The 19,124-nt window shown below is 69.7% G+C and carries 15 protein-coding genes; 7 read left to right on the top strand and 8 right to left on the bottom strand.

From position 1 onward, the window contains the following. Positions 1 to 3: 3 nt before the first annotated feature. Complete coding sequence (gene rhaI / locus KHC19_RS13755) at positions 4 to 1,278, bottom strand: L-rhamnose catabolism isomerase (protein WP_213352946.1); 1,275 nt, start codon at positions 1,276 to 1,278, stop codon at positions 4 to 6. Positions 1,279 to 1,334: 56 nt separating this feature from the next. Further along, positions 1,335 to 3,437: a bifunctional rhamnulose-1-phosphate aldolase/short-chain dehydrogenase gene (locus KHC19_RS13750; RefSeq protein WP_213352945.1), complete on the bottom strand. Its 2,103-nt coding sequence runs from the start codon at positions 3,435 to 3,437 to the stop codon at positions 1,335 to 1,337. A gap of 172 nt (positions 3,438 to 3,609) precedes the next feature. Here KHC19_RS13750 and KHC19_RS13745 point away from each other — a divergent pair, with 172 nt between their 5' ends. Genes KHC19_RS13745 through KHC19_RS13715 form a run of 7 tightly spaced genes read left to right on the top strand, consistent with a single transcriptional unit; the run spans position 3,610 to position 10,779 of the window. Further along, positions 3,610 to 4,428, top strand: coding sequence for a DeoR/GlpR family DNA-binding transcription regulator (locus tag KHC19_RS13745; protein ID WP_213352944.1), 819 nt, complete (start codon positions 3,610 to 3,612; stop codon positions 4,426 to 4,428). 36 nt (positions 4,429 to 4,464) lie between these two features. Then, the gene (gene rhaS / locus KHC19_RS13740; protein WP_213352943.1) at positions 4,465 to 5,454 is read left to right on the top strand and encodes a rhamnose ABC transporter substrate-binding protein; all 990 of its coding nucleotides are present in this window, start codon (positions 4,465 to 4,467) and stop codon (positions 5,452 to 5,454) included. Positions 5,455 to 5,513: 59 nt separating this feature from the next. Continuing rightward, a complete protein-coding gene (locus KHC19_RS13735) occupies positions 5,514 to 7,070 on the top strand; it encodes a sugar ABC transporter ATP-binding protein (RefSeq protein WP_213352942.1) in 1,557 nt (518 codons plus the stop codon). Beyond that, the gene (locus tag KHC19_RS13730; RefSeq protein ID WP_213352941.1) at positions 7,067 to 8,083 is read left to right on the top strand and encodes an ABC transporter permease; all 1,017 of its coding nucleotides are present in this window, start codon (positions 7,067 to 7,069) and stop codon (positions 8,081 to 8,083) included. Before KHC19_RS13735 ends, KHC19_RS13730 begins: the two co-directional genes overlap by 4 nt. Further along, positions 8,080 to 9,096 carry an ABC transporter permease gene (locus KHC19_RS13725; RefSeq protein ID WP_213352940.1) on the top strand — a complete coding sequence of 339 codons (1,017 nt, stop codon included), beginning with the start codon at positions 8,080 to 8,082 and terminating at the stop codon, positions 9,094 to 9,096. The genes KHC19_RS13730 and KHC19_RS13725 overlap by 4 nt, the downstream gene beginning before the upstream one ends. Beyond that, positions 9,072 to 9,386 carry an L-rhamnose mutarotase gene (gene rhaM / locus KHC19_RS13720; protein ID WP_213352939.1) on the top strand — a complete coding sequence of 105 codons (315 nt, stop codon included), beginning with the start codon at positions 9,072 to 9,074 and terminating at the stop codon, positions 9,384 to 9,386. The genes KHC19_RS13725 and rhaM overlap by 25 nt, the downstream gene beginning before the upstream one ends. A gap of 4 nt (positions 9,387 to 9,390) precedes the next feature. Continuing rightward, complete coding sequence (locus KHC19_RS13715) at positions 9,391 to 10,779, top strand: FGGY-family carbohydrate kinase (protein ID WP_213352938.1); 1,389 nt, start codon at positions 9,391 to 9,393, stop codon at positions 10,777 to 10,779. Between the two features lie 37 nt (positions 10,780 to 10,816). Here the strand turns inward: KHC19_RS13715 and KHC19_RS13710 are convergent, their stop codons facing one another. From KHC19_RS13710 to pcaDC, 6 genes are all read right to left on the bottom strand, one after another. After that, positions 10,817 to 12,316, bottom strand: coding sequence for a tripartite tricarboxylate transporter permease (locus tag KHC19_RS13710; RefSeq protein ID WP_213352937.1), 1,500 nt, complete (start codon positions 12,314 to 12,316; stop codon positions 10,817 to 10,819). Positions 12,317 to 12,331: 15 nt separating this feature from the next. Then, positions 12,332 to 12,805 carry a tripartite tricarboxylate transporter TctB family protein gene (locus KHC19_RS13705; RefSeq protein ID WP_213352936.1) on the bottom strand — a complete coding sequence of 158 codons (474 nt, stop codon included), beginning with the start codon at positions 12,803 to 12,805 and terminating at the stop codon, positions 12,332 to 12,334. 73 nt (positions 12,806 to 12,878) lie between these two features. Then, entirely contained in the window at positions 12,879 to 13,847 is a 969-nt protein-coding gene (locus tag KHC19_RS13700; protein WP_213352935.1) for a Bug family tripartite tricarboxylate transporter substrate binding protein, read from the bottom strand. 154 nt (positions 13,848 to 14,001) lie between these two features. Beyond that, positions 14,002 to 16,644, bottom strand: coding sequence for an aconitate hydratase AcnA (gene acnA / locus KHC19_RS13695; protein WP_213352934.1), 2,643 nt, complete (start codon positions 16,642 to 16,644; stop codon positions 14,002 to 14,004). Between the two features lie 113 nt (positions 16,645 to 16,757). Then, entirely contained in the window at positions 16,758 to 17,669 is a 912-nt protein-coding gene (locus KHC19_RS13690) for a GntR family transcriptional regulator (RefSeq protein WP_213352933.1), read from the bottom strand. 262 nt (positions 17,670 to 17,931) lie between these two features. Further along, positions 17,932 to 19,119 (bottom strand): bifunctional 3-oxoadipate enol-lactonase/4-carboxymuconolactone decarboxylase PcaDC, encoded by a 1,188-nt coding sequence (pcaDC, locus tag KHC19_RS26355; RefSeq protein ID WP_213352932.1) that lies wholly within the window; start codon positions 19,117 to 19,119, stop codon positions 17,932 to 17,934. Between the last annotated feature and the right edge of the window lie 5 nt (positions 19,120 to 19,124).

Here is a 19,124-nt window from a genome sequence, read left to right as displayed (position 1 = left end):
CGATCAGACTATTCCGCCGCCGGTGCCGGTGATGGCAGGGCGTTCGGTGGCGATCCGGGTGCGGTAGCCCGACCGGCGATAGGCGGCGATGGGATCGACCGCGGCACTTTTGCGCAACCTGGCCATGGCGAGGATGGGTTCGACGTCGGTGCGGAACCCCACCTTGAGCGTGGTGGTGGCCATCAGCGCGTCGTTCGCCTCCTGATGCGCCGACAGGGCGGCGCGGTCCACCAGCAGGGCCTGGACGAAGGCGCGCTGAACCTCGGTCGCCGAAGCGATGAGGCTTTCGATCGGATCGGTGACGTTGTGGCTCTGATCGATCATGTAGGCGGGGGCGAAGCCGGGCGTGCCTTCCGCATCGACCAGCTCGTTGAACACGAGGAACAGCCGGTAGGGGTCGATGGAGCCGGCGTCGAGGTCGTCGTCGCCATATTTCGAATCGTTGAAGTGGAAGCCCGCCAGCTTTCCGAAGCGGATCAGCCGGGCGACGATCATCTCGATGTTCACGTTCGGCGCGTGATGGCCGAGGTCGACGAGGCAATGGGCCTTGTCCCCCAGCTCCCGCGCGATCAGGTAGTTGGTGCCCCAGTCCTGCACCACCGTCGAGTAGAAGGCCGGCTCGTACATCTTGTGCTCGGTGAAGAGCTTCCAGTCGTCCGGCAGGGCGGCGTAGATCGCCCTGGCGCTGTCGAGATAGCGGTCGAACTGGCGGACGAAATGCGACTGGCCGGGGAAGTTCGAGCCGTCGCCGATCCAGATCGTCAGGGCCTTCGAGCCGATGGCGCGGCCGATCTCGATGCAGTCGATATTGTGCGCCACCGCCTGCTCGCGCACCGCCCTGTCGGTGTGGGAGAGCGAGCCGAACTTGTAGCTGAGCGGCTGGCCGGGGCTGTCCTGGAAGGTGTTGGAGTTCATCGCGTCGAAGCCGAGGCCGAGCTGGTCCGCCTTGGCGCTCAGGTCGGCGGGGCTTGCCCGGTCCCAGGGTATGTGCAGGGACACCGTCGGCGTGGCGGCGGTGAGCTGGTGGATCACGCCGCAATCGTCGAGCTTGTCGAAGACGTTGCGCGGCTCGCCCGGCCCGGGGAAGCGGGCGAAGCGGGTGCCGCCGGTGCCGACGCCCCAGCTGGGCACCGCCACGCCGAACGCCATGGCGCGGGCGGTGAGCGTGTCGATGTCGAGGCCGCGCCGGGCCAGCCGCTCGCCGAGCGTCTCGTAGTCGCGGTCGAGCTCGGGCCGCCGCGCGGCGTTCTCATCCGCAATGAGGGATGCGTCGATCATGTTTCTCTCCCTGGGGCCGCTCTTCGCGGGACGGGCGCCCGACGGCGCCCGACGCCTCACCGCGTGAACGACTGCACGTTGCCGGCATCCACGTTGAGGATGTTGCCGGTGGACTTGGCGCTGATGTCGGCGGCGAAGAAATAGTTCGCCTCGGCGATGTCCTCGGGCAGCACCGAGCGCTTGAGCAGGCTGCGCTGGCGGTAGTGCTCCTCCAGCCCCTCCTTGTCCTTGCCATAGGTCGCGGCGCGCTCGGCGAGCCAGTCGCCCGACCAGATGCGCGAGCCGCGCAGCACCGCGTCGGGATTGACGACGTTCACCCTGATGCCCTCGGGCGCCCCTTCCAGGGCGAGGCAGCGGGCCAGGTGGATTTCCGACGCCTTCGCCGTGCAATAGGCCGAGGCGCCGGGCGAGGCCGCCAGCCCGTTCTTCGAGGCGACGAAGACGATCGAGCCGCCGATCTTCTGTTTCTTCAGGAGCTTGAACGCCTCGCGCGAGACGAGGAAATAGCCCGTCGACAGGATCGACATGTTGCGGTTCCACAGCTCCAGAGAGGTGTCCTCCACCGGGGCCGAGGAAGCGATGCCGGCATTCGACACCACGATGTCGACGCCGCCGAACTCGATCGCCAGCGCGTCATAGGCGCCCGCCACAGCCGCCTCGTCGGTGACGTTCATCGCGACCGCGCGCACCACATCGGCGCCGAAGCGCGCCGCGAGCCCGGCGCGCACCTCCTCGACCGCGCCGGCATCGATATCGGCCAGCATCACGCAGGCGCCTTCCGCGAGATAGCGCACGGCGGTCGCGGCGCCGATGCCGCCGGCGCCGCCGGTGATGACGGCGACCCGGCCGGCGAGGCTCTTCGGCTTGGGCATGCGCTGCAGCTTCGCCTCTTCCAGCAGCCAGTACTCGATGTCGAACGCCTCCTGCTCCGGCAACCCCTGATAGGTGCCGACCGAGGACGCGCCGCGCATGACGTTGATGGCGTTGACGTAGAACTCGCCGGAGATGCGGGCGGTGGCCTTGTCGAGCGCGAAGGTGATCATGCCGACGCCGGGCACCAGGTAGACCACCGCGTTGGGGTCGCGCAGGGCGGGCGAGTCCGGCTTCCTGCAGCGCTGATAATAGGCCGCATAGTCCTCGCGATAGGCGGAGACGGCCGCTTCCAGCCCGGCGAGGGTCTTGTCGAGATCGGGATGGGCGGGATCGAAGTCGATCACCAGCGGCCGGATCTTGGTGCGCAGGAAGTGATCGGGGCAGGACGTGCCGAGCGCCGCGAGCTCCTCGAGGCGCTGCGAGCCGACGAATTCCAGCACGGCGTCCTGGTCGTCGAAATGGCCCACCTTGTGCCGGTCCTTCGAGATCAGCCCGCGGATCGCCGGCATCAGCGCCGCGGCGACGCGGCGGCGCTCCGGCTCCGCCAGCGTCGGCACCTTCTGCCCGCCGAAGGCGGCGACATGCGCGGTGCGCTCGTCCAGCCAGGCCGCGGCCTGGTTGATGATGCCGATGGTGGTCTCGTAGCATTCGCGCGCATCGTCCGCCCAGGTGAACAGGCCGTGCGATTCCAGCACGCAGCCCTTCGCCTGCGGGTTTTCGAGGCAGAAGCGCTCCAGCCACAGGCCGAGCTCGTAGCCGGGCTTCTTCCACGGCAGCCAGCCGATCTCGCTGCCGAAGATCTCGGCGGTCAGCTCCTTCGAACCGACCGAGGCGGCGATGGCGATGATGGCGTCGGAATGGACATGGTCGACATGCTTCCTCGGCACATAGGCGTGCAGGGGCGTGTCGATCGAGGCGGCGCGCGGGTTGAGGTTGAAGGTGCAATGCGGCAGGTAGCCGACCATCTCGTCCTCGAAGGCGACGCCGCGATACTTGCCCTTCAGCGCCTGCAGCTTGTCCATGTAGAGGGTCGAGAAGCCGTCGAGCTTCATCGAGCCGATGTCGCCGCCCGAGCCCTTGACCCACAGCACCTCGACCGGGGTGTCGGACAGCGGATCGGCCTGCATCACCTTCGCCGAGGTGTTGCCGCCGCCGTAATTGGTGACGCGCTTGTCGGAGCCGAGAAGGTTGGAGCGGTAGAGCAGCTTCTCGGGCTCGGACAGGGCCCGGGCCTTCTCCTCGTCCCAGGCGTTCTCAATCCGGTTGCCCGACAGTGGCTTCAGCATCGGAAAGTCCTCCCTTGCCCCGGCGCGGGGATCTCGGCGGGCAGTCATGGCGCCGTCCCGGCGGGGTGTCAATCAGAAATGATCATATTCGATCATAATCGAGCTTATCTTGATTGTTTTTGATTGACTGCGACGAAAATCCCGATAACGTCCGGTGACAAGGGGAGGCACCATGCACGAAACCGAGCGCCATCGCGTGATCCTGTCGACCATCCAGGCGAAGCCCTTCGCCTCGGTGGCCGAACTGGTGGAACTGACGGACAGTTCCGAGGCGACGATCCGGCGCGACATCGCCCAGCTGCATCTCGCCAAGAAGCTGCGCCGGGTGCGCGGCGGCGCCGAGGCGCTGGCGCCGACCCATGTCACCGTGCTCAATGGCCGCCCGTTCGCCCTCAACGTTTCGATCAACATCGCTCAGAAACGCGCAATCGCCAAGGCGGCGGTCGACCTGTGCGCGGATGGCGACGCCATCATCATCAATGGCGGCACCACCACCTTCCAGATGGTGCATCCGCTGGCCACGCGCCGCCTGCAGGTGTTCACCAACTCCTTTCCCATCGCCGGGCACCTGCTCAACCATTCGAAAAACACGGTGATGCTGTCCGGCGGCACGATCTATCGCGAGCAGCAGATCGTCCTGTCGCCGTTCGACAACGACGTGACGCGCAATTTCTACGCCCGGCGGATGTTCATGGGCGCCCAGGGCGTGGGCCCGCTCGGGGTGATGGAGAGCGACCCGCTGATCATCCAGGCCGAGGAGAAGCTGATCGGCCAGGCCGACGAGGTGGTGCTGCTGGTGGACAGCTCGAAATTCGCCCGGCGCTCGTCGCTGATCCTGTGCCCGCTGTCGCGCGTGCACACGGTCGTCACCGACGACGGCCTCGAGGACCGCTACGCCAACATGCTGGCCGATGCCGGGGTGACGCTCGTCGTCGCGCCGGTGCGCGCGGGCGCCGAGGAGGGGGTGGACGCGACCAGCTCACCGGCCTGACGCCTGGGACTGACATAAACACGGGAGGAACAACAAATGAGAAAATTCCTTGCAAGCTGCACCATCCTCGCGGTCTCGCTCATCGGCTCGGCGGCGATGGCCGACCAGCCGGTGCGGATCGCGCTGCTGGTGAAATCGCTCGGCAACGGCTTCTTCGAGGCGGCCAATCGCGGCGCCCAGCAGGCGGCGAAGGAGCTCGGCAATGTCGAGATCATCTATACCGGCCCGACATCCACCACCGCCGAAGGGCAGATCGAGATCATCAACGCCCTGATCGCGCAGAAGGTGGACGCCATCGCCATCTCCGCCAACGACCCCAATGCGGTGGTGCCGGCGCTGAAGAAGGCGATGCAGCGGGGCATCACCGTCATCTCCTGGGATTCCGGCGTGGCGCCGGAAGGCCGGCAGATGCACTTGTCGCCCTCGTCCAACGCGCTGATCGGCCAGACGATCATCAAGCTCGCCGCCGACGAGCTGCCGGAAGGCGGCGAGGTGGCGGTGCTGTCGGCGACCTCGACCTCGACGAACCAGAACGTCTGGATCGGCGAGATGAACAAGGTCAAGGGCAACTATCCCAACATCAAGGTAGTGACCACCGTCTATGGCGACGACCTCGCCGACAAGTCCTACCGCGAGACCCAGGGCCTGCTCCAGACCTACCCCGATCTGAAGGCGATCATCGCTCCCACCTCGGTCGGCATCGTCGCCGCGGCGCAGGCGGTGTCGGACGCCGGCAAGATCGGCAAGGTGAACGTCACCGGGCTCGGCCTGCCCTCGGAGATGGCCGGGGCGGTGGAGAGCGGCGCCTCGAAGAGCTTCGCGATCTGGAACCCGGTCGACCTCGGCTATTCCGCGGCCTATCTCGCCTATGAGCTGGCCGCCAAGAAGGCGCAGGCGACGCCCGGCGGCAAGATCCCGATGGGCCGCATGGGCACCGCGACGCTGGACCAGAACCGCGAGGCGGCGATGGCCGAGCCGTTCAAATACGACAAGTCGAACATCGCCGAGTTCAAGTCGGTGTTCTGAGCCTGGTCCGGCCGGCCCGGCGCCCGCCGCGGGCCGGCCGCCCCCAATGGGGAAGATCCATGCTGTCCACTCATCCGGGGATCGCCGCGCTGCGCGCCGCTCCCGTCCCGCATGACGTCCGCCCGGTGCTGTCGCTGCGCGGCATCGCCAAATCCTTTCCCGGCGTGAAGGCGCTGCAGGGCGTCGATCTCGACCTCTTTCCCGGCCAGGTCACGGCCCTGATCGGCGAGAACGGCGCCGGCAAGTCCACCCTCGTCAAGATCCTGACCGGGGTGAACCAGCCGGATGCCGGGACGATCAGCCTGGAGGGGCGCCCGCTCCGGTTCGCCACCGCCCAGGAGGCGGCACGGGCGGGGGTGACGGCGATCCACCAGGAGACGGTGCTGTTCGACGACCTCACCGTCGCCGAGAACATCTTCCTCGGCCATGCGCCGCGCGGCCGCTTCGGCCTGATCGACTGGGGCCGCATGCGGCGCGAGGCGCGGGCCATCCTGGCGCATGTCGGCGCGCCGTTCGACCCGGACACGGTGCTGCGCGACCTCGGCATCGCCAGCAAGCACCTGGTGGCGATCGCGCGGGCGCTGTCGATCGAGGCGCGGGTCGTCATCATGGACGAGCCGACCGCCGCCCTGTCGCAGAAGGAGATCGAGGAACTCTACGATCTCGTCGAGCGCCTCAAGGCGGAAGGGAAGGCGATCCTTTTCATCAGCCACAAATTCGATGAGATCTTCCGCATCGCCGACCGCTACACGGTGTTCCGCGACGGCCAGATGGTGGATGCCGGCCTGATCGCCGACGTCTCCGAGAAGCGGCTGGTGGAGATGATGGTCGGCCGCACCCTGCACAGCATCTTCCCCGAGCGCGCGCCGCGCATCGGCAAGGAGGTGCTGCGGGTCGAGGGCTATTGCCATCCCACCGAGTTCGAGGCGATCGGCTTCACGCTGCGCGAAGGCGAGATCCTCGGCTTCTACGGCCTGGTCGGGGCCGGCCGCTCGGAATTCATGCAGGCGCTGTTCGGCGCGACGCGACCCTCCGGCGGCCGCTGCCGCATCGACGGGCAGGAGCGGGCGATCCGCAGCCCCAGCGACGCCATCGCCGCCGGCATCGTCTACGTGCCGGAGGATCGCGGGCTGCAGGGTGCGGTGCGGGCGATGCCGATCTTCCAGAACATGACGCTGCCCTCGCTGCACCGCACCTCGCGGGCCGGCTTCCTGCGGGCGGCCGAGGAATTCGCGCTGGCGAGGCGCTATGCCGCGCGGCTCGACCTGCGCGCGGCGAGCCTCGACCAGCCGCTCGGCCTGCTCTCGGGCGGCAACCAGCAGAAGGTGATCATCGGCAAGTGGCTCGCCACCCGGCCGCGGGTGATCATCCTCGACGAGCCGACCAAGGGCATCGACGTCGGCTCCAAGGCGGCGGTGCACGAGTTCATGGCGGAGCTCGCCGCCGAGGGGCTGTCGGTGATCATGGTCAGCTCGGAGATCCCGGAGATCCTCGGCATGTCGGACCGGGTGATCGTGATGCGCGAAGGGCGGATGGCCGGCGAGTTCGCACGCGAGGGCCTGACCGCCGAGACGCTGGTCCGCGCGGCCGCCGGCATCGGGGAGGCAAGGGAATGATCGCCACCATCCTCAAACGGCGCGAGACGATGCTGGCGCTGGCGATCCTCGCCCTGATCGCGCTGGTGCAGACCCGCTTCGCCGGCTTCGCCCGGCCCGGCAACCTCGCCGCCATCTTCAACGACAGCGCGGTGCTGATCATCCTCGCCCTCGGGCAGATGGCGGTGATTCTCACGCGCTGCATCGACCTGTCGGTCGCCGCGACGCTGGCCTTCACCGGCATGGTCGCCGCTCTCGTCAACGCCGCCGCGCCGGGCCTGCCGATCGGGGCGGTGCTGCTGATCGCGGTGGGGCTGGGGACGGCCATGGGAGCGGTCAACGGCCTGCTGGTGTGGAGGTTCGCGCTGCCGCCGATCGTCGTCACCCTCGGCACGATGACGATGTATCGCGGCGCGATCTTCCTCCTGTCGGGCGGCGAGTGGGTCAACTCCCACCAGATGAGCGAGGCGTTCAAGGCGCTGCCGCGCAGCCTCGTGCTCGACCTGCCCGTGCTGTCCTGGATGGCGATCCTGGTCATCGCGCTGTTCGTGCTGATGATCGGGCGCACCACGCTGGGGCGGGCCTTCTATGCGGTCGGCGGCAACGAGCATGCCGCGATCTATGCCGGCATCTCGGTGGGCGGCACGCGCTTCGTCGCCTTCACGCTGAACGGCGCGCTGGCGGGGCTGTGCGGCTATCTGTGGGTGAGCCGCTATGCGGTGGCCTATACCGAGGTGGCCCAAGGCTTCGAACTCGACGTGATCGCGGCCTGCGTGATCGGCGGCATCTCCATCGCCGGCGGCATCGGCACGGTGGGCGGGGCGGTGCTGGGGGCGCTGTTCCTCGGCGTCATCAAGAACGCGCTGCCGGTGGCGGGCGTCTCGCCCTTCTGGCAGATGGCGATCTCCGGCATCGCCATTCTGCTGGCGGTGGCCTTCAACGCCCGTTCCGAGCAGCGCAAGGGTCGCATCATCCTGAAATCCGCCGAGCAGGCCCATGCCGCGCCGGCCCCCGCCACAGGAGCATCGGCATGAGCGCCACCGAGACCTCCCCCGGCCGGGTGATCCCGGACCGGCTCACCGGCCCCGCGGCGCGAGTGCTGCGCAGCTGGGAGACGCTGCTGGTCGCCGTGGCGGTGGCGATCTTCACCTTCAACTCGTTCGCCTCGCCCTATTTCCTCGATCCCTGGAACCTCTCCGACGCCACCTTCAACTTCACCGAGAAGGCGATGATCGCGCTCGCCATGGCGCTTCTGGTGATCGCCGGCGAGATCGACCTGTCGGTCGGCGCCATCGTGGCGCTGGCGTCCACCGCCATGGGCTATGCGCTGCAGTTCGGCGCGGATACGCCGCTGCTGGTGGCGATCGGGCTGGGGGTGGGGCTGACCTGCGGGGCGGTCAACGGCCTGCTGGTGACGCGCATGGGCCTGCCCTCGATCGTGGTGACGATCGGCACGATGAGCCTGTTCCGCGGCATCGCCTACATCGTGCTCGGCGATACCGCCTTCAACGGCTATCCCGAGAGCTTCGCCTGGTTCGGCCAAGGCTATGTCGCCTGGGTGTTCAGCTTCGAGCTGGTGCTGTTCGCCGGGCTGGCGGCGCTCTACGCCATCGTGCTGCACCTGACCAATTTCGGGCGCCGGCTCTACGCCATCGGCAACAACCCGACCGCGGCCGCCTTCTCGGGCATCCGTGTCGAGCGCACCCGGATGGCGCTGTTCCTGCTCACCGGCCTCATGTCGGGCATCGCCTCCATCTGCCTCACCTCGCGCCTCGGCTCGACGCGCCCGTCGATCGGCACCGGGATGGAGCTGGAGGCGATCACCATGGTGGTGCTGGGCGGCGTCGCCATCACCGGCGGCTCCGGCAGCATTCTCGGCGTGGTGCTGGCGGCGCTCATCATGGGCCTCGTCACCTTCGGCCTCGGCCTGCTGAACGTGCCGGGGATCGTGATGTCGATCTTCGTCGGCGGGCTGCTGATCGCCGTCATCGCGCTGCCTAAGCTTTTCCTGGGAGGGAGCCGATGGAGAAGATCGCCTTCAAGATGAAGCTGCTGCCGGGGCAGGCGGAGGAATATCGCCGCCGCCACGACGCCTTGTGGCCGGAGCTGCGCGCCTTGCTGAAGGACGCCGGCATCCGCGACTATTCCATCCATCTAGACCGCGAGACCGGCCTGCTGTTCGCGACGCTCTGGCGGAGCGCCGACCACGGCATGGACGCGCTGCCGGAGCATCCGGTGATGCGGCGCTGGTGGAGCCATATGGCCGACATCATGGAGACCCGGCCCGACAGCTCCCCGGTGTCGGTGCCGCTCGAGACCGTCTTCCACCTGGAGTGAGCGCGTGAGCCACATCGCCGTCATCGACTTCGGCAAGACGAATGTGAAGGTGGTGCTGGTCGAGCCCGGCAGCCTGACGGAGATCGCGGCGCGCCGGATTCCCAATACGGTGCGCGCGGGCCCGCCCTTCGCGCATTACGACACGCAGGGGCACTGGGACTTCCTGATCGCCTCGCTGCGCGACCTCAATGCGGCGCACGGCATCGCCGCCATCTCGATTACCACCCATGGCGCGACAGCGGCGCTGATCGACGAGGCCGGTGCGCTCGTCCTGCCGATCCTCGACTATGAAGATCCGGGCCCGGAGGAGATGCGCGCCGCCTATGACGCGATCCGGCCGGCCTTCCACGAGACCGGGTCGCCCCGGCTTGGCAACGGCCTCAACCTCGGGGCGCAGCTCCACTGGCTGTTCCGGCGTTTTCCCGAGACGGCGCAGGTGCGGCACATCCTCCCCTATCCGCAATACTGGGCCTGGCGCCTGACCGGGGTGGCGGCGGCCGAGCCGACCTCGCTCGGCTGCCATACCGATCTCTGGCGGCCGCGCGAGGGGCGCTTCTCCTCGCTGGTCGAACGGATGGGATGGATCGACCGCATGCCGCCGGTGCGCCCGGCGACGGACCGGCTCGGCGTGGTGCGGCCGGAGGTTGCCGATCTTGCCGGGCTGCCGCCGGATACGCCGGTCGCCAACGGCATCCACGACAGCAATGCCTCGCTCTATCCCCACCTGCTGGCACGGAGCTCGCCCTTCGCGGTGGTGTCGACCGGCACCTGGGTGGTGTGCATGGCGGTCGGCGCCGGGGCCGTCGCGCTGGATCCCGCGCGCGACACGCTGATCAATGTGGATGCGCGCGGCGAGCCGGTGCCGTCCGCGCGCTTCATGGGCGGGCGCGAATACGAGATCGTGCGGGCGGGATGCGAGGCGCGGCCGAGCGCGGCCGACCGGGCCGCCGTGCTGCGCCGGGGCGTGCGGCTGCTGCCCTCGGTCGAAGCCGGGTCGGGACCCTTCGCCGAGCGCCGGGCGGCATGGACGGCCGCGCCGGAGACGGATGGCGAGCGGATGCTCGCCCTGTCGTGGTATCTGGCGCTGATGACGGCGCAGTGCCTGTCGATGATCGGCGCCGCCGGCCCGGTCATCGTCGAGGGACCCTTTGCCGGCAATGCGGACTATCTGGAGATGATCGCGGCGGCGACCGGGCGGCCGGTGGGGTGCAGTCCCGCCGGTTCGACCGGCACCTCGCTGGGCGCGGCGCTGCTGGTGACGGGCTCGCCGGCGCAGCCGGTCGCGCGTGTCTCCGCCCCGCCGGCGGCCGACGGGGCGCTGGCCGCCTATGCCGCCGCCTGGCGGCACGCGGTCGCGGACGGCGTGCCGGGCCGGCCCGTGGCGGCGCTGTGACGCGGCGGTGCCGGCCGGAACCGGCTCCGCCGTCGCGTCAGTCCTCCTCGATCCGGTAGCGCGACAGCCCCTTCATGACGAAGGGGGCGAGCAGCGCCAGCGCGGCGAGGGCGAGCAGGGTCGCCGAGCCCGGATTCTCCAGCAGGATCATCGGATCGCCGAGGCTCATCTGCAGCGCGCGCCGCAGCTGGCTGTCGGCCATGGGGCCGAGGATGAGGCCGACGACGGCCGGGGCGACCGGATAGTCGTAGCGGCGCATCAGCAGGCCGAGGAAGCCGAAGCCGATCAGCATGCCGAGCTCGACCACCGACGGGTTGGCGGCGATGGTGCCCATGGCCGCGAAGACCAGGATGCCGCCATAGAGCCACGGCATGGGGATCGCGAGGAGCCGGACCCACAGGCCGATCAGCGGGAGGTTCAGCACCAGCAGCATCGCATTGGCGATGAACAGGCTGGCCACCAGCCCCCAGACGAGATCCGGCTCCTGGGCGAAGAGCAGCGGCCCGGGATGCAGGCCGTATTGCTGGAAGCCGGCCAGCATGATCGCCGCGGTGGCCGAGGTCGGCAGGCCGAGGGTGAGCAGGGGGACCAGCGTGCCGGCCGCCGAGGCGTTGTTGGCGGCCTCGGGACCGGCGACGCCTTCGATGGCGCCGTTGCCGAACTCCTCGGGGTGCCGGGAGAGACGCTTCTCGGTGGTGTAGGAGAGGAAGGTCGGCACCTCGGCGCCGCCGGCCGGCAGCGCGCCGATGGGAAAGCCGAAGGCGACGCCGCGCAGCCAGGGTTTCCAGGAGCGCTTCCAGTCCTCCCGGGTCATCCAGAGCGACCCCTTGATGGGGATCGGCTTCTCGGGATTGGCCCGGTGGCGGGCCGCGATGTGCAGCGCCTCGCCGATGGCGAACAGCCCGACCGCGAGGGTGGTGACTTCCACGCCGTCCAGAAGCTCGGGAACCCCGAAGGTCAGCCGCGCCTGGCCGGTGAGCTGATCGATGCCGACCAGGCCGAGCAGGATGCCGACGGCGAGGCTGGTGAGCCCGCGCAGCGGCGAGGAGCCGAAGGTGGCAGCCACGGTGACGAAGGCGAGCACCATCAGCGCGAAATAGTCCCACGGGCCGAAGCCGACCGCCAGCTTCACCAGCACGGGGGCGAGGAAGGCGAGGCCGATGGTGGCGATGATGCCGGCCACGAAGGAGCCGATGGCCGCGGTGGCCAGCGCCGGCCCGCCGCGGCCGGCCTTCGCCATCTTGTTGCCCTCGATGGCGGTGGCGACCGAGGCGCTCTCGCCGGGCGTGTTGATGAGGATGGCGGTGGTGGAGCCGCCATACATGCCGCCGTAATAGATGCCGGCGAACATGATGAGCGAGCCGCCGGGATCGAGCTTGAACGTGACCGGCAGCAGCAGCGCCACCGTCAGGGCGGGGCCGATGCCCGGCAGCACGCCCACCATGGTGCCGAGCAGCACGCCGATCGAGGCGAAGAGCAGGTTGGTGGGCTCGAAGGCGACGAGAAAGCCGTGGCCGAGGGAGAGCAGCGAATCCAAGAGGACCTCCCCGGCTTACAGCAGCCGCTCGACCGGCCCCTGGGGCAGGGTCAGGGTCAGCAGGTCGTTGAACACCAGGAAGATCAGCACGCCGAGCACCAGGCCGATGCCGAGATCGAGCAGCAGCGCCCGCCGGCCGAAGGCGCGGGCGGTGAACGCGAACAGGATCGCCGTGCCGAGCACGAAGCCGCCGCCGAGCCCTATCGCCGCCAGCAGCCCGAACAGCGCCGCGCCGATCCAGCCGATGGCGCCGAGGTCGGTTTCCTCGGGCTCGGGCCGGGCCTCGCGCAGCGCGCTCACGAGATGGGCGACGCCGAGCAGCGCGAGGAAGGCCCCGAGCACATAGGGCATGGCCTCCGGCCCGATGCCATAGGTGGCGCCGATGGTCATGCGGCCGGTGTCCCAGACGACCACGCCGGCAAGGGCGATCAGACCCGTGCCGATGGCGAAGGCGGGGACGTCGATCCGCCGAAGGGGTGAGATGTTCATCCTGGCCTCCCGAAGGACGTTGAGGGCCGGAGGCGGGGCGGCCGCCCCCGGCGGAGGTGGATCACTTGGGGGATCACTTGGCGAGGCCGATGGACTTCAGCACCGTGCCGACGCGCTCATTCTCGGCGGCGATGAAGCTCCTGAACGCCTCGGCGGGAAGGAAGGCGTTGTCCCAGCCGCGCGTCTTGAGCACCTTGGCCCAGGGCTCGGAGGCCACCATGGTGTCGACCGCACCGGCGAAGGCGGCCTTCTGCTCGGCGGAGAGATCGGGGCCGGCGAAGACGCCGCGCCAATTGATGAGCTCGATGTCGACGCCCTGTTCCTTCAGCGTCGGCACGTCGACGCCTTCCAGGCGCTTGCCCGACGACAGCGCCAGCGCCCGCAGCTCGCCGGTCTTGATCTGGCTTTCGAACTCGCCATAGCCGGAGATGCCGGCCGTCACCCGGCCGCCCAGCATGGCGGCGAGGGCCTCGCCGCCGCCGGAGAAGGCGACGTAGTTGATCTTGGCGGCGTCGGCGCCGGCGGCCTGTGCGAACAATGCCGCGAGGATGTGATCGGCGCCGCCGGCCGAGCCGCCGGCCCAGATGGTGCGCGCGGTGTCCTGCTTCACCGTCCCGGCGAGATCCGCCACCGTCCTGATCGGGGAATTCTTCGGCACCACGATCACCAGCGGGTCGCCGGTGAGGCGGGCGATGGGCGTCACCTGCGTGAGGTTGACCGGCGCCTTGTTGGAGATGATCGCGCCGACCATGGTGATGCCGCCGACCATGAGCTGGCTGCCGCTGCCCCGCGCCTCGTTGACGAACTGGGCAAGGCCGACCGTGCCGCCGGCGCCGGTGACATTGACCACCTGAACACTCTTGGCGGCGCCGGTCTCCATCAGCACCTGCTGCATGGCGCGGGCGGCGGAATCCCAGCCGCCGCCGGCACCCGCCGGCGCCATGATCTTCAGTTCGAGCGGTGCGGCCGCCGCGGGGGCGGCACCCAGCGCGAGGGCTGCCGCGAGGCCCGCGGCGCGAAGGCTTGCCTTGAGAATGATCATCGTTTCCTCCGTGTTTCTTGGTCTCTTGTGGCAGGCCGCCCGCGGGCGACCTTCCGGCAGGCGTTCGTCTCGGGGCCGGGATGCGGCGGGGCCGCTCCCGATACCCGTCGAGCGTCGTGAGGTCGCCGGGACACCTGCCCGGCGCCCGGCGGCATCAGGGCCGGTCCAGCGCGCGTTGCAGGATCAGCGGCAGAATGCCCCCGGCCTTGAGGATCGAGACTTCCAGCGAGGTCTCGATCGCCGCCGCCGCCTTGAAGTCCTGGCGGCTCCCATCCCCGCGAATGATCGCGACGTCGACCTGCGCCCGCGGCCGGATGTTCGCCGCGGCGGCATCGACCTCGATCATGTCGCCGGGGGCGAGGGCGAGGTCCTGCGGCCCCAGATGCGGGGGCAGCCGCAGGGGCAGGATGCCCATGCCGATGAGATTGGAGCGATGGATGCGCTCGAAGCCGAGCGCCAGCACCGCCCGCACGCCGAGCAGCGCCGGTCCTTTCGCCGCCCAGTCGCGCGAGGAGCCCATGCCGTAGCGCTCGCCGGCGACGATCACCACCGACCGTCGCAGCGCGGCATATTGCCGGGCGGCGCGCCACACGGGCAGGATCTCCCCGCTCATCGGCTGGATGGTGCTGCCGGGCGGAATGCCGGGCGCGAGCAGGTTCTTCACCGACTTGTTGGTGAAGAGGCCGCGCACCATCACCTCCCAATTGCCGCGGCGGGACGCGAACACGTTGAGGTCGTTGCGGTTCTCTCCCCGCTCCACCAGATATTCGGCCGCCTCGCTCTGCCGGGGGACCTGACCCGCCGGCGAGATGTGATCGGTGGTGATGTCGTCGCCGAGCACGAGCAGCGGCAGGGCGCGGTAGGCGCCGAGGCGGGTGCCGCCCTTGATGTCGGCGAAGGGAGGCCGGCGGATATAGGTGGACGCCTCGTCCCAGGGAAACAGCGGCGAACGCGGAGCCTCCAGCCGCTCCCAGGCCTCGCTGGCCTCGGCGCCCCGATAGGCGGTGTCGTAATCCCCGGCATCGAGGGCGGCCGCCAGCGCGGCGTCGATTTCCGCGCCGCTCGGCCAGAGGTCCGCGAGGCGGACGGCCCGGCCGTCCTTCGCGGTGGCAAGCGGATCGCGCAGGATATCGCGCTGGACGTCCCCGGCCAGGGCGAAGCACACCACCAGCGGCGGCGAGGCGAGGAAGCCCGCCTCCAGCTGCGGGTGCACGCGGCCGGGAAAGTTGCGATTTCCCGACAGCACGGCCGCCGGCACGATGCCGTCCTCGGCCATCGCCGTTTCGATGCCGGCGGTCAGGGCGCCGGAATTGCCGATGCAGGTGGTGCAGCCATAGCCGACAATGCCGAAGCCGAGCGCCTCGAGATCTTCCAGCAGGCCGGCGCGCCGCAGATAGAGCTCGGTCGTGGGCGAGCCCGGCGCGAGCGAGGTCTTGACCCAGGCCGGCGGCTTCAGCCCGAGCCGCCGGGCCTTGCGGGCGACGAGGCCGGCGGCGACCAGCAGGCGCGGCTCGGACGTGTTGGTGCAACTGGTGATGGCGGCGATGGCGACCGCGCCGTCGCCCGGCCGCTTGTCGGTGGTCGGGCGGGCTTCGCGGGGCACCAGCGGCGCAAGGGCCTGCCGCGTCGCGCCGGCCGGATGCCGGTCCTGCGGCCGGCGCGGGCCGGCGACGCTGACCTCGACCGTGGACAGGTCCAGCTCGACGACATCGGTGTAGCGGGGCGTGGCGTGCGGATCGAACCACAGGCCCTGGGCCCGGGCGTAATCCTCCACGAGCCTGATCTGCTCCGACGGACGGCCGGTCTGGTCGAGATAGCGCAGGGTCTGCGCGTCGATGGGGAAATAGCCGGTATTCGCGCCGAATTCGGGGGCCATGTTGGCGACCACCGCCCGCTCGCCCGCCGACAGGGTGGAGACGCCAGGCCCGAAGAACTCCACGAAACGGTCGGCGAGGTCGATACGCCGCAGCCTTTCGGTGACGGTGAGCGCGAGGTCGGTGGCCAGCACGCCGGGGCGCAGGGCTCCCGTCAGGCGCACCCCCACCACATCGGGCACCCGCATCATCACCGGCATGCCGAAGATGACGCTTTCCGCCTCCAGCCCGCCCACGCCCCAGGCGAGGACGCCGAGGCCGTTGATCATCGGGGTGTGGCTGTCGGTGCCGATCAGCGTGTCCGGCACCGCCCATGCGTCCGGCGCCTCGCCGGATCGCGCCACGACGGTGGCGAGGCGCTCGAGGTTGAGCGTGTGCATGATGCCGGTGCCCGGCGGGTGCACGGTGAGGCCGCGCAGGGCATGGGTCGCCCATTTAACGAAGCGGTAGCGCTCGCCGTTGCGGCGCAGCTCCCGCTCCATGTTGGCCTGCAGGGCGTCCGGGCGCCCGAAGACGTCCACGGCGATGGAGTGGTCCGTGGATACGTCCACCGGCAGGACCGGATGCAGCCGGTCGGGATCGCCGCCCGCCTCGGCGAGGGCGGAGCGCATGGCCGCGATGTCGACCAGCGCCGGGCCGCAGGTGGTGTCGTGCATCAGCACCCGGCCGGGCAGGAAGGGGATTTCCTCCTCGCTGCGGCCGCTGGCCTGCCAGTCCAGGATCGCCGCCATGGCGGCGGGCGCCTCGTCCCCGGCGGTGCGGGCGACGTTCTCCAGCAGGAGACGATGGATGTGGGGCAGGCGCGGAAGCGCCGCTCCCGCCACCGCCGGCAGGTCCACCGTCCGGTAGCGGGTGTGGCCGGAGACGAGCGTCGCCAGCGGGATCGCCGCCGTTTCGAGAACGCTGTCGCTCGCAGATGCCATGGAACTCGCTCCGGCTTCCTCGGATGGGGAGGGCCAAGGCTCCAGGCGGTCACAGGCGTGGCGTTTGGTCGGCTCCCACGCACTAATCTACATTATATGTGATAAAATGCAATCTAACTCGAGCCGCCAATATGCGGGCTCTTGATCGCGCTGGCGCCTTCGATGTGGACGCGCAGGAAATCGGCGGCCTCGTGCCGCAAATCCTTCTCGATCAGGGTGAGAAGGGTGAGGTGCTCGCGGCACTGCTGCGGCAGGCGGGTGCGGTCGAGGCTGATGCGGTATTCGAGCAGCCGGCGCAGCCGGTTCACGCGGCGGACGGCATCGATGAAGAAGGCGTTGCGGGAGCAGCCGGCCAGCATTTCGTGGAAGCCGGTATTGGCCCGGAAAAGCTCGGTCCGCGAGGCGGTACGGTAGCCGCCGTCGAGCAGCCATTGCTGTTCCTGGCGCGCGGCCTCGAAGGCGGCGGCGTCGATGCGGAAGCTCGGCAGCAGCAGGGCCTGGGATTCGACGGCGGCGCGGAACTGGTAGCCCTGCTCGTAGCTCTCGCGGGAAGCCAGAAGCGGGCGGAATTCCCAACCATTGCCGGGCAGGCGCTCGATCCATCCCTCCTCGATGATGCGATGCAGGATGCGCAGCAGCTGGCTGCGCGGGACATCGTAGAGGCGCATCAGCTCGCTTTCGCTCATCCGGTCGGGCAGCTTTCCCGACAGCCGATCCTCGGCGATGGCGAAATAGACCTTCTCTTCCGGCTCTTCCTCCAGGCCGGCGATCCCGGCATCGGCGGCGAGGGCCGCCTCGCCCAGCTCCTCCGCGTCCCTGGCGAGGAAATAGCCGCGGTTCGGCTCCGAGCGGACGATCTGCATCGTCTCCAGGGCGCGCAGCGCGGCGTTCACCGGCCCGCGCGAGATGCGAAAGCTGTCGGCGAGCGCCTGGGCCGCGAGGTGGTGGCCGCGCTTGAGATTATGCGTGCGGATATGCTCGATGATCCTCAGCGTCACCTGCGGCGAAAGGCTCGTCCTCGGCATTGCCCTGCTCCTGCTCGTGAAGGCCCGCCCGCTCGGCCGGGCGAAGCCGGGGCCATCGCGCGTTCCCTCAAATTGAAATAAATTATATAAAATGCAAATAAGGAATCGCGTGCTACCGGGAAATTGCGTGCTGTCGGGAAGATGCGGCGAGCCGGCCTGAACGCAAGCGGTTTCCGGCGCATGAGGCAAGCGCCGGCCGGCTGCGCCCCCGGACGCAATGGCGCCGAGGCGCGGGCAGGGGCTTCCGTGCCGGGATCTTTCCTCAGCTGGGCGGCTGGGCTTCCAGCGCGTCGATGATCCGCCCGGCCTCGGCGAATGCGGTGTTCGCGGCGGGCACGCCGGCATAGACGGCGGTCTGCATCAGCACTTCCTTCAGCTCGTCGCGCGTGAAGCCGCCGCGCGCGAGGCCGCTGCGCACATGCAGGCCGAATTCCTCCCAGCGGCCGAGGCTGGCGGTGATCGCCACCACCAGCAGCCGCCGGGTGCGCTCGTCGAGCCCCGGCCGTCCCCAGATCTCCTGCCAGGCCGTCCGGGTGATCATCGCCTGGAACTCCGCATTGAACGGCGTGCGGGCGGCGAGGGAACGCTCGACCCACGCATCCCCGAGCACGCGGCGACGGTTGACGAGACCCGCCTCGTAGAGACTCTGCTCCGCCTGCCGCAGATCGGCGGGCGGGACGAGGAAGTCCCGCAAGGCGGTCGCGAGGCTCGCCGGGGCCTCGAGCGGTGCGAGATGGGCGCAGTCGAGGCGATGGTGGACGGCGCCGGGGATGCCGGCCACCAGGCGCTCGCCATGGCCGGCCCAGGGCGTCGAGACATCGCGGTCGCCGGTGATGACGAGCGTCGGCACGGCGAGCGCCGGCAGGCGGTCGACGAGATGCATGTCGCGGATCGCCGCGGCGGCGCCGGCATAGCTCCGGGCGGGCATGCCGAGCAGGCCGCGTCGCAGGCTCGCGGCCAGGTGGGGCTTTTGCGCCGCGAAGGCCGGGGACAGGAAACGCTCCATGGCGAGATCGGCGATCGCCGCCATGCCGTCCGCCCTGACACGGGCGACGCGATCGCTCCACGCCGCCCGGTCCATGGCCGGCGAGGTGCAGATCAGCGCCAGCGCCGCCACCCGCTCCGGCCAGCCCAGGGCCAGTTCCATCGCCACCATGCCGCCCAGCGAGACGCCGGCGAGGGCGGCACGATCGACCCGTGCCGCCTCCATTGCCGCGACGACGTCCGCGGCCAGCATCGCCAGGCTGCAATCGCCCTCGGGCGCCTCCGAGGCCCCATGCCCGCGCATGTCGATGCGCAGCAGGCGGAAGGCGGGGAGGAGATGCGGGACGACCGCGTCCCAGAGCGACAGGTCGGTGCCGATGGAGTTGAGCAGAACCAGCGCCGGGCTGGCCTCGGCGCCGTCCAGCCGCCAGAAGATGCGCGCCCCGGCGCTGTCGACGAACGGCATGGCGC

The organism is Ancylobacter oerskovii (assembly GCF_018390555.1).
Classification (GTDB): domain Bacteria; phylum Pseudomonadota; class Alphaproteobacteria; order Rhizobiales; family Xanthobacteraceae; genus Ancylobacter; species Ancylobacter oerskovii.
Note: the sequence above shows the minus strand (reverse complement) of the source record. Positions and strands in the feature narration are given on the sequence as shown.